Source organism: Agathobaculum sp. (genome assembly GCF_050946325.1).
Lineage (GTDB): Bacteria > Bacillota > Clostridia > Oscillospirales > Butyricicoccaceae > Agathobaculum.
Genome location: NZ_JBMNUP010000103.1, coordinates 1 through 6,756 on the forward strand (window position 1 = coordinate 1; position 6,756 = coordinate 6,756).

6 protein-coding genes are annotated in these 6,756 nt (G+C 54.0%); 5 read left to right on the forward strand and 1 reads right to left on the reverse strand.

The window, feature by feature from the left end:
* Window positions 1-529: formate/nitrite transporter family protein (locus ACOYIE_RS08110; RefSeq protein ID WP_433412172.1), on the reverse strand; the 529-nt coding region annotated here is incomplete at its 3' end.
* A 222-nt stretch (window positions 530-751) separates the two neighbouring features.
* On the opposite strand from ACOYIE_RS08110, the gene ACOYIE_RS08115 reads away from it, so the two are divergent.
* The 5 genes from ACOYIE_RS08115 to ACOYIE_RS08135 all read left to right on the forward strand — a co-directional run bounded on the left by ACOYIE_RS08115 (window position 752) and on the right by ACOYIE_RS08135 (window position 6,567).
* Window positions 752-1,987, forward strand: coding sequence for a DUF4317 domain-containing protein (locus ACOYIE_RS08115; protein ID WP_433412174.1), 1,236 nt, complete (start codon window positions 752-754; stop codon window positions 1,985-1,987).
* Window positions 1,988-2,134: 147 nt separating this feature from the next.
* On the forward strand, window positions 2,135-2,791 hold the full coding sequence (locus ACOYIE_RS08120) for a GntR family transcriptional regulator (protein WP_433412176.1): 657 nt from the start codon (window positions 2,135-2,137) through the stop codon (window positions 2,789-2,791).
* 220 nt (window positions 2,792-3,011) lie between these two features.
* Window positions 3,012-4,055 carry a zinc-dependent alcohol dehydrogenase gene (locus tag ACOYIE_RS08125; RefSeq protein ID WP_433412178.1) on the forward strand — a complete coding sequence of 348 codons (1,044 nt, stop codon included), beginning with the start codon at window positions 3,012-3,014 and terminating at the stop codon, window positions 4,053-4,055.
* Between the two features lie 71 nt (window positions 4,056-4,126).
* Window positions 4,127-5,248: a 4-hydroxybutyrate dehydrogenase gene (locus tag ACOYIE_RS08130; protein ID WP_433412180.1), complete on the forward strand. Its 1,122-nt coding sequence runs from the start codon at window positions 4,127-4,129 to the stop codon at window positions 5,246-5,248.
* A gap of 14 nt (window positions 5,249-5,262) precedes the next feature.
* On the forward strand, window positions 5,263-6,567 hold the full coding sequence (locus ACOYIE_RS08135; RefSeq protein WP_433412182.1) for an acetyl-CoA hydrolase/transferase family protein: 1,305 nt from the start codon (window positions 5,263-5,265) through the stop codon (window positions 6,565-6,567).
* The last annotated feature ends 189 nt before the right edge of the window (window positions 6,568-6,756 follow it).

A 6,756-nucleotide genomic window follows, 5' to 3' on the forward strand; every position in this document is an offset into this window, starting at 1 on the left:
CAGCGAGCGAGTAATAATACATGTTGGCAACGCAGTGTTCAAAGCCGCACAGGATGAACACGCTGACCGCGAGGTAAACGCTTAAGTATTTGCCGAGGGCGTGTTCAAATACTGCAAAACCGTTGACGCCGACATACATCAGCACGCCGCAGAAAATGGCAAGGATGAAAATGCTCAGCAGGCTGTCCGCCATTTTGGTTTCGCTCAGCGCGGCAGCCCGCTCAATGAGCGAAGCGGCGGCGCGGGTCTGCCGCAGCAGCGTGGCTACGCAAAAGGTGCCCGCGAAATTGCCGGCAAGCGTAATCAGCAGGTTAATGGCATAGTTTCCGTCCCGTTCGGGCAGATAGCCGATGCGGCCGGTGTACAGCCACAGACCATAAGACACCACATAGAACAGACCGATGCTGAACAGGGACGCGCCGATGATTTTGTTTTCCACCGAAAGAAATACGGTGCCGCCCACGGCGATGCAGGCGCCGGCAAGAAAACTGCCCAGCAATACGCCGAGCCGGCTGTGTTTGACTGACATAACATATCCTCCCCCGAAAATGTTTTGTGATCAAGGTTATTATAGCAAACGGCGGGGGGATTGGATATGGCAAAAATCAACAAGGTTTGCGCGGCAGAGGATTGCCGCAGTTTATTGGCTTTTGTATACAAAAATGCAGAATGCGGAAAAATTATGCTTGCCTTCACTGCGGCAGGTGACGTATACTGAATAGGCAATTCAAAGAAAGGAAGCCCGACGAATATGAATATCTCAAAAAACGATGTGCTGGAGCTGCGCCGCCGCCTGAAAAAGACAGAGTGTACCTTTGGGCGGATGTGCGGCTGCTATGTCAACAGCGGCAAGCAGGTCGTTTTGAAGTTCGGCCAGCAGTTTTCCGAGCTGGAGGATGATGAGTTTTATAAATATCTGGAAATTGCCAAAAAGACGCTTTCCGGTACTTTGGGCAGCAATCTGCTGGAACTGTCCTTTGCCCGCGACGAACAGGCGAAGGAACGGCAGCAGTATTTGCTGGCGCTCAAATCCAGCAAACTGACAAATGACGCGCTGCTTGACCGGTTGTATGAACAGGTGATTGAACAGTATGCCTATCCGGGCAACTATCTGATTCTGGTATACCATGACGTATATGATGTGATGACCAGAACAAAAGATAACGCGGAGCTCGACGAGTCTTCAGAGGTGTATGAGTACATGCTCTGCGCCGTCTGCCCCGTGGAACTGGCCAAGCCCGCGCTCGGCTATCGTGAGGAGGAAAACCGCATCGGCGCGCGCGAGCGGGACTGGGTGGTTGGCCTGCCGGATCTGGGCCTTGTCTATCCGGCGTTCAGCGGCCGCGGCAGCGATGTGAATGCGGTGATGTATTATGTCAAAACCGGCAGACCGTCGCATCCGGAGTTTGTGGAAAAGGTGCTTGGCTGCACACCGCAGCAGACAGCGGCAGAGCAGAAGCTGACGTTCCAGCATGTCATTCAGGACGCTTTCGGTGAGGAGGAAGAAAAGGCAGAAAATGCTTTTTTCCACATCCAGAAAACGATCAGCGGCATGGTGGCCGAGCAGGAAGAAGAGGAGGATCGTCCGCCGTTTGCGCTGACGGCGGAGGTGGTATCCGATGTGATAAGCGAAGTGGACATGCCCGCGCCTGTGCGGGAGCAGATTGAAAAAAGCTATGCGCAGTCCTTTGGCGATATGCCGCCTGCGGCGCACAATGTGCTGGACAGCAGATTGGTGGCGGAAGGAACGCAGCGTGTGCATACGGCAGAGCTGGAGCAGAAGGTTTTGGACTTGAAGCAGCGTCTGGCAGAACGGCAGGAAGATGCGGAAGAATCGGCCGGCGGAGAGGCGCGGATTGTTCTGCGGTTGCCGGAAGAAAAGGCGGACTGCGTACGCACGGAACTGGTCGGCGGACAGCGGTGCCTGCTGATTCCGCTGGAGAGCGGGGAAGCAGCATTAATCAACGGTGTCAGCAGGGTGCTGTAGACAGGGCGGTTCGGTTTGGAACCTTTGGAAATTGCTCTGTGCAATTTTGGCAAAAAAAGTATGGCATTTTGTACAAATCAAAGAATTGCATTGGTGAAATAAAAATTGTATACTAATTATGAAAATAGTTTTGGCGGAGGTGTAGTTATGAGCAAAGGTGCCGAAAAACCCTCTCAGACGGTGAGCGAGTATATTTTGAACCTGTTGATGACCAAGAAACTGATGCCGGGTGAGAAGATCGGGGAAGCCCGTCTGGCTGAGGAAATCGGATGCAGCCGCACACCCATCCGCGATGCGCTCAAGCAGATGGAGAGCTATGGGCTGGTGGAAATTTACCCTAACCGCTTTGTGCAGGTGGCCGATTATACGCCGGAAATGATTTCCGAAGTTGGTACGCTTCGCCTTTCGATGGAGCAGCTGGCCGGCAGGCTTGCGCTGATGTTCGGCAATCGTGTGGATTTTCTGCGCCTGCGGCAAATTGCCGAGGAATGCCGGCGCGCATTGCAGGAAGGTGATTATACGCGCCGCGTGGAACTGGACTGCCAGTTCCATATGGAGCTGTCCCGTATTGGCGGGCATAAGCTGCTGCTGCGGTATCAGAATGAAATTTATCTGCGTGTGAAATTTATTATTCTGCATCACCCCTGCATTATTGAGGATGAGACGACGCATTTGAATCAGCATTTTGAAATTGTTGATGCGCTGGAAGCGGGCGACAAAGAACGCATGCAGGAGGCGATTCAGCAGCATATTACGTCGTTTTACAGCCGATACACGACAATTCCGGAAGAAATTCTGCAATGACCATATAGCACGAAAAGAGGCCCCGCTGTGGTTTTCACAGCGGGGCTTTGTTGTGGGTGACTACACACAATTGCACTGGTTGTCGACAATTTTGAGATTTTGCACAAAAATAAAAAATATTACTGTGGAATATGCGGATTGAAATACGGTATGCGGAAACGTATAATTTTAGCATAAGTCTTGAAGCGATAAACAGAGTTGAGAATGCGGGTGGATAGCATTGAAAGCATTGGTAAAGCTGAAGCGCGGACCTGGGAATGTAGAACTGATTGACCGGCCGGAGCCTGAGCTGGCGGATAACGAGGTCATGATTCGCGTGAAAAGCGCCGGCATTTGCGGGACGGATGTTAAAATTTGGGACGAGTTGACATGGAGTAACCCGCCCGTTACGCTGGGACACGAATTTTCCGGTGTGGTGGAACGGGTTGGTTCTGCTGTTCGGGATTTTAAACCTGGCGACCGCGTGCTGTCTGAAACCCCGCAGGTGGTGTGCGGCAAGTGTGAATTCTGCAAGACCGGACACTTTATGATGTGCAAGGGCCGTCTGTCTATCGGCTACGGTGTGGACGGCGCGTTTGCCGAACTGATTAAAGTGCGCGAAGCGATTGTACATAAACTGCCTGACGGGCTGGATTTTAATACGGCGGCGCTGTGTGAGCCGCTGGCGGTTGCAGTGCATGCCGTATATGACAATGTGGAGATTTTGCCGACGCATACGGTCGGTGTTATGGGGCCGGGGCCGATTGGCCAGCTGGTTGCGCAGGTTGTGCAGGCGCGCGGCGCAAAAACCGTGGTGCTGGGCACGGGATGCGACGGCGAGCGGCTTGCCCTGGCAAGCCGTCTGGGCGCAGACGCCGTTCTGGTAACAACGGAGGATGATTTCGCCGAAAAGGCTGCAAAAGCGGCTCCGAACGGCTTTGATATTGTATTTGACTGCTCAGGGGCGCAGCCGGCGATCAATGCAGGACTTGGTCTGCTGCGCAATATGGGTACGCTGGTGCAGGTTGGCTTGACCAAGCCGCAGGTTATGTTGGATTATGGGCAGTTCCCATCGCGTGAGCTGCGCCTGTTCGGTTCGTTCGGGCACCGCCCGGCAAACTGGGACCAGGCGCTGACCCTGCTCGTAGAGGGGAAAATTCATGTGGACGGCATTATCGCAAAGGATTATGAGCTGGAAGACTGGGAGCAGGCTTTCAATGATATGAAAGCGCAGAAGGGCATTAAACTGATGCTGCATCCCAACGGTATGCCGGAAAAAGAATGATGAATACAAGACGGCGGCTCTGAGCAAGAGAGGGCGGCTGTCTGTAAAAAATGAAAAGGGAGAGGTATATCATGAAAGCATTTGCACTGGTACCAAGCGTTGCGGAATACGCGGAGTTTGCGGATTTTGCGAAGGAGGCGGCGCTTGGCGCAAAGGACTTGATTTTGACCAACGAGTATATCTATGAGCCCGTCATTGCCAAGCTGAACCTGGGCTGCCAGACGCTGTTCCAGGAAAAGTTCGGCCTGGGCGAGCCGACCGACGTTATGGTTGACGCGATTCTGGATGAGCTGCGCGCCAAGGAATATGACCGCATTATCGCGGTTGGCGGCGGTACGATTATCGACATTGCCAAGGTTCTGGCCGTTGCCAAGAGCGAAGACAAGGTGGATGATCTGTATGAGCGCATGACGTCCCTGACCAAGGTACATCCGCTGGTTATTGTGCCGACGACCTGCGGCACCGGCTCTGAAGTAACCAACATTTCCATCATCAACCGCACGACCAAGGGCGTTAAGCAGGGCATCGTTTCGCCGGCTATGTTTGCCGACGAAGCCGCGCTGATTCCGGGCATGCTGATGAGCCTGCCGTACGGCGTATTTGCCACCTCTTCGATCGACGCGATGATTCATGCGGTAGAGAGCTATCTGTCTCCGAATGCCTGCCCGCTTTCTGAGATGTTCTCTGAGCAGGCGCTGGCGCTCATTCTGCCGTGCTGGAAGAAGGCGGCGGATGCGGGCGATAAGAACGCATGGAAGGAAGACGCTGTGGAATTCCTGCGCGCTTCCAACTATGCCGGCATTGCGTTTGGCCACGCGGGCTGCGCGGCGGTACACGCTTTGAGCTATCCGCTCGGCGGCACGCACCATGTAGCGCACGGCGAGTCCAACCAGGTTATGTTTGCGCCTGTTATCAAGAAGTACACTGCCAAGCAGCCGGTTGGTAAGCTCAACCAGCTTGAGGCGCTGATCGCGAAGGTTCTGGGCTGCGACGAAAAGAATGCGCTGGACGAACTGTACGCGCTGATGGACCGCATTCTGGTTCGCAAGCCGATGCGCGAGTACGGTGTTACCGAGGATGAGCTGCCCAAGTATGCGGACAGTGTAGTTGAAACGCAGCAGCGTCTGCTGGGCAATAACTATGTACCGCTCACCAGAGATGAAATTTTTGAAATCTATCAGAGCGCGTTTTAAAGGCGGGTCAGAAAATGGATTGGAAAGCATATTATAACGAACATAAGATGACGGCGGAACAGGCCGTTCAGCATATCAAGAGCGGTGACCGCGTCGTAATCGGTCATGCCTGCGGCGAGCCGAGCTTTGTGATTGACGCAATGGTGGCGAATGCAGCGGCATATCAGAATGTGGAAATCGTACATATGGTAGCGATGGGCAAGTGCGAATACTGCCAGCCGCAGTACGCATCCAATTTCCGCCATAATGCGATTTTTGTAGGCGGCAATTCGCGTGAAGCGGTCAACAGCGGCCGCGGCGACTTTACCACCTGCTTCTTCCATGAGGTGCCCGGTCTGTTTGAGACCACCCTCAAGCCGGATGTAGCGATGGTTATGGTTACGCCTCCGGACGAGAACGGTATGTGCTCGCTCGGCGTATCGGTTGACTATACCTATGGCGCCGTCAAGAACGCCAAGACGGTCATTGCGCAGATCAACCCCTGCATGCCGTGGACTGGCGAGCGCAGCCTGGTTTCTGTGGAAGAACTGGACTGCATTGTTGAGCACGAAGCGCCGGTCATCGAACTGGCTCCGCCGAAAATCGGCGATGTGGAACGTGCAATCGGTGAGAATGTTGCATCGCTGGTGCAGGATGGCGACTGCCTGCAGCTCGGCATTGGTGCAATTCCGGACGCAGTTCTGCTGTTCCTGAAGGAAAAGCATGATCTGGGCATCCATTCGGAGATGTTCTCGGACGGCGTTGTGGAACTGGTGGAAGCCGGCGTTATCACCAACAAGAAGAAGAATTTCCATCCGGGCAAGTTTGTTGCAAACTTCCTGATGGGCACCAAGCGCCTGTATGACTTTGTTGACCATAATCCGGACGTTATGATTGCGCCGGTCGATTATGTGAATGACCCGCGTGTGGTTTGCCAGAACGATAATCTGGTTTCCATCAACTCGGCTGTACAGGTTGACCTGATGGGTCAGGTTTGCTCGGAAAGCATCGGTCCAAAGCAGATTTCGGGCGTTGGCGGTCAGGTTGACTTTGTCCGCGGCGCGGCGATGAGCAAGGGCGGCCGTTCCATTCTGGCCTTCCCGTCTACTGCGGCCAAGGGCAAGGTTTCCAAGATCGTGGCCCAGCTGGACGAAGGCGCTGCCATTACGACCAGCCGCAACGATGTACATTACATCGTGACCGAGTATGGCGTAGCCGATTTGAAGGGACAGACGCTGCGCGAGCGCGCAAGACGCCTGATTGCGATTGCGCATCCGGATTTCCGCGAGTCCCTTGCTGCTGAGTTTGAAAAGCGCTTTGCGGAAAAGCTCGAAGTCTGAGTGCCCCCTGCTGTGTGCAGGAAAATTGAAACAAATTAAAATGGCAGCGGCCGCAGGCCGCACATAAAGAAAGGATCTGTATCAAAATGATGACAAGAGAGCAGTACATCGAATCGCTGCGGAGCCTGAAGCTGAACCTGTACCGCCAGGGCCAGAAGATTGAGAATGTAGTAGACGATCCGGTAGTAC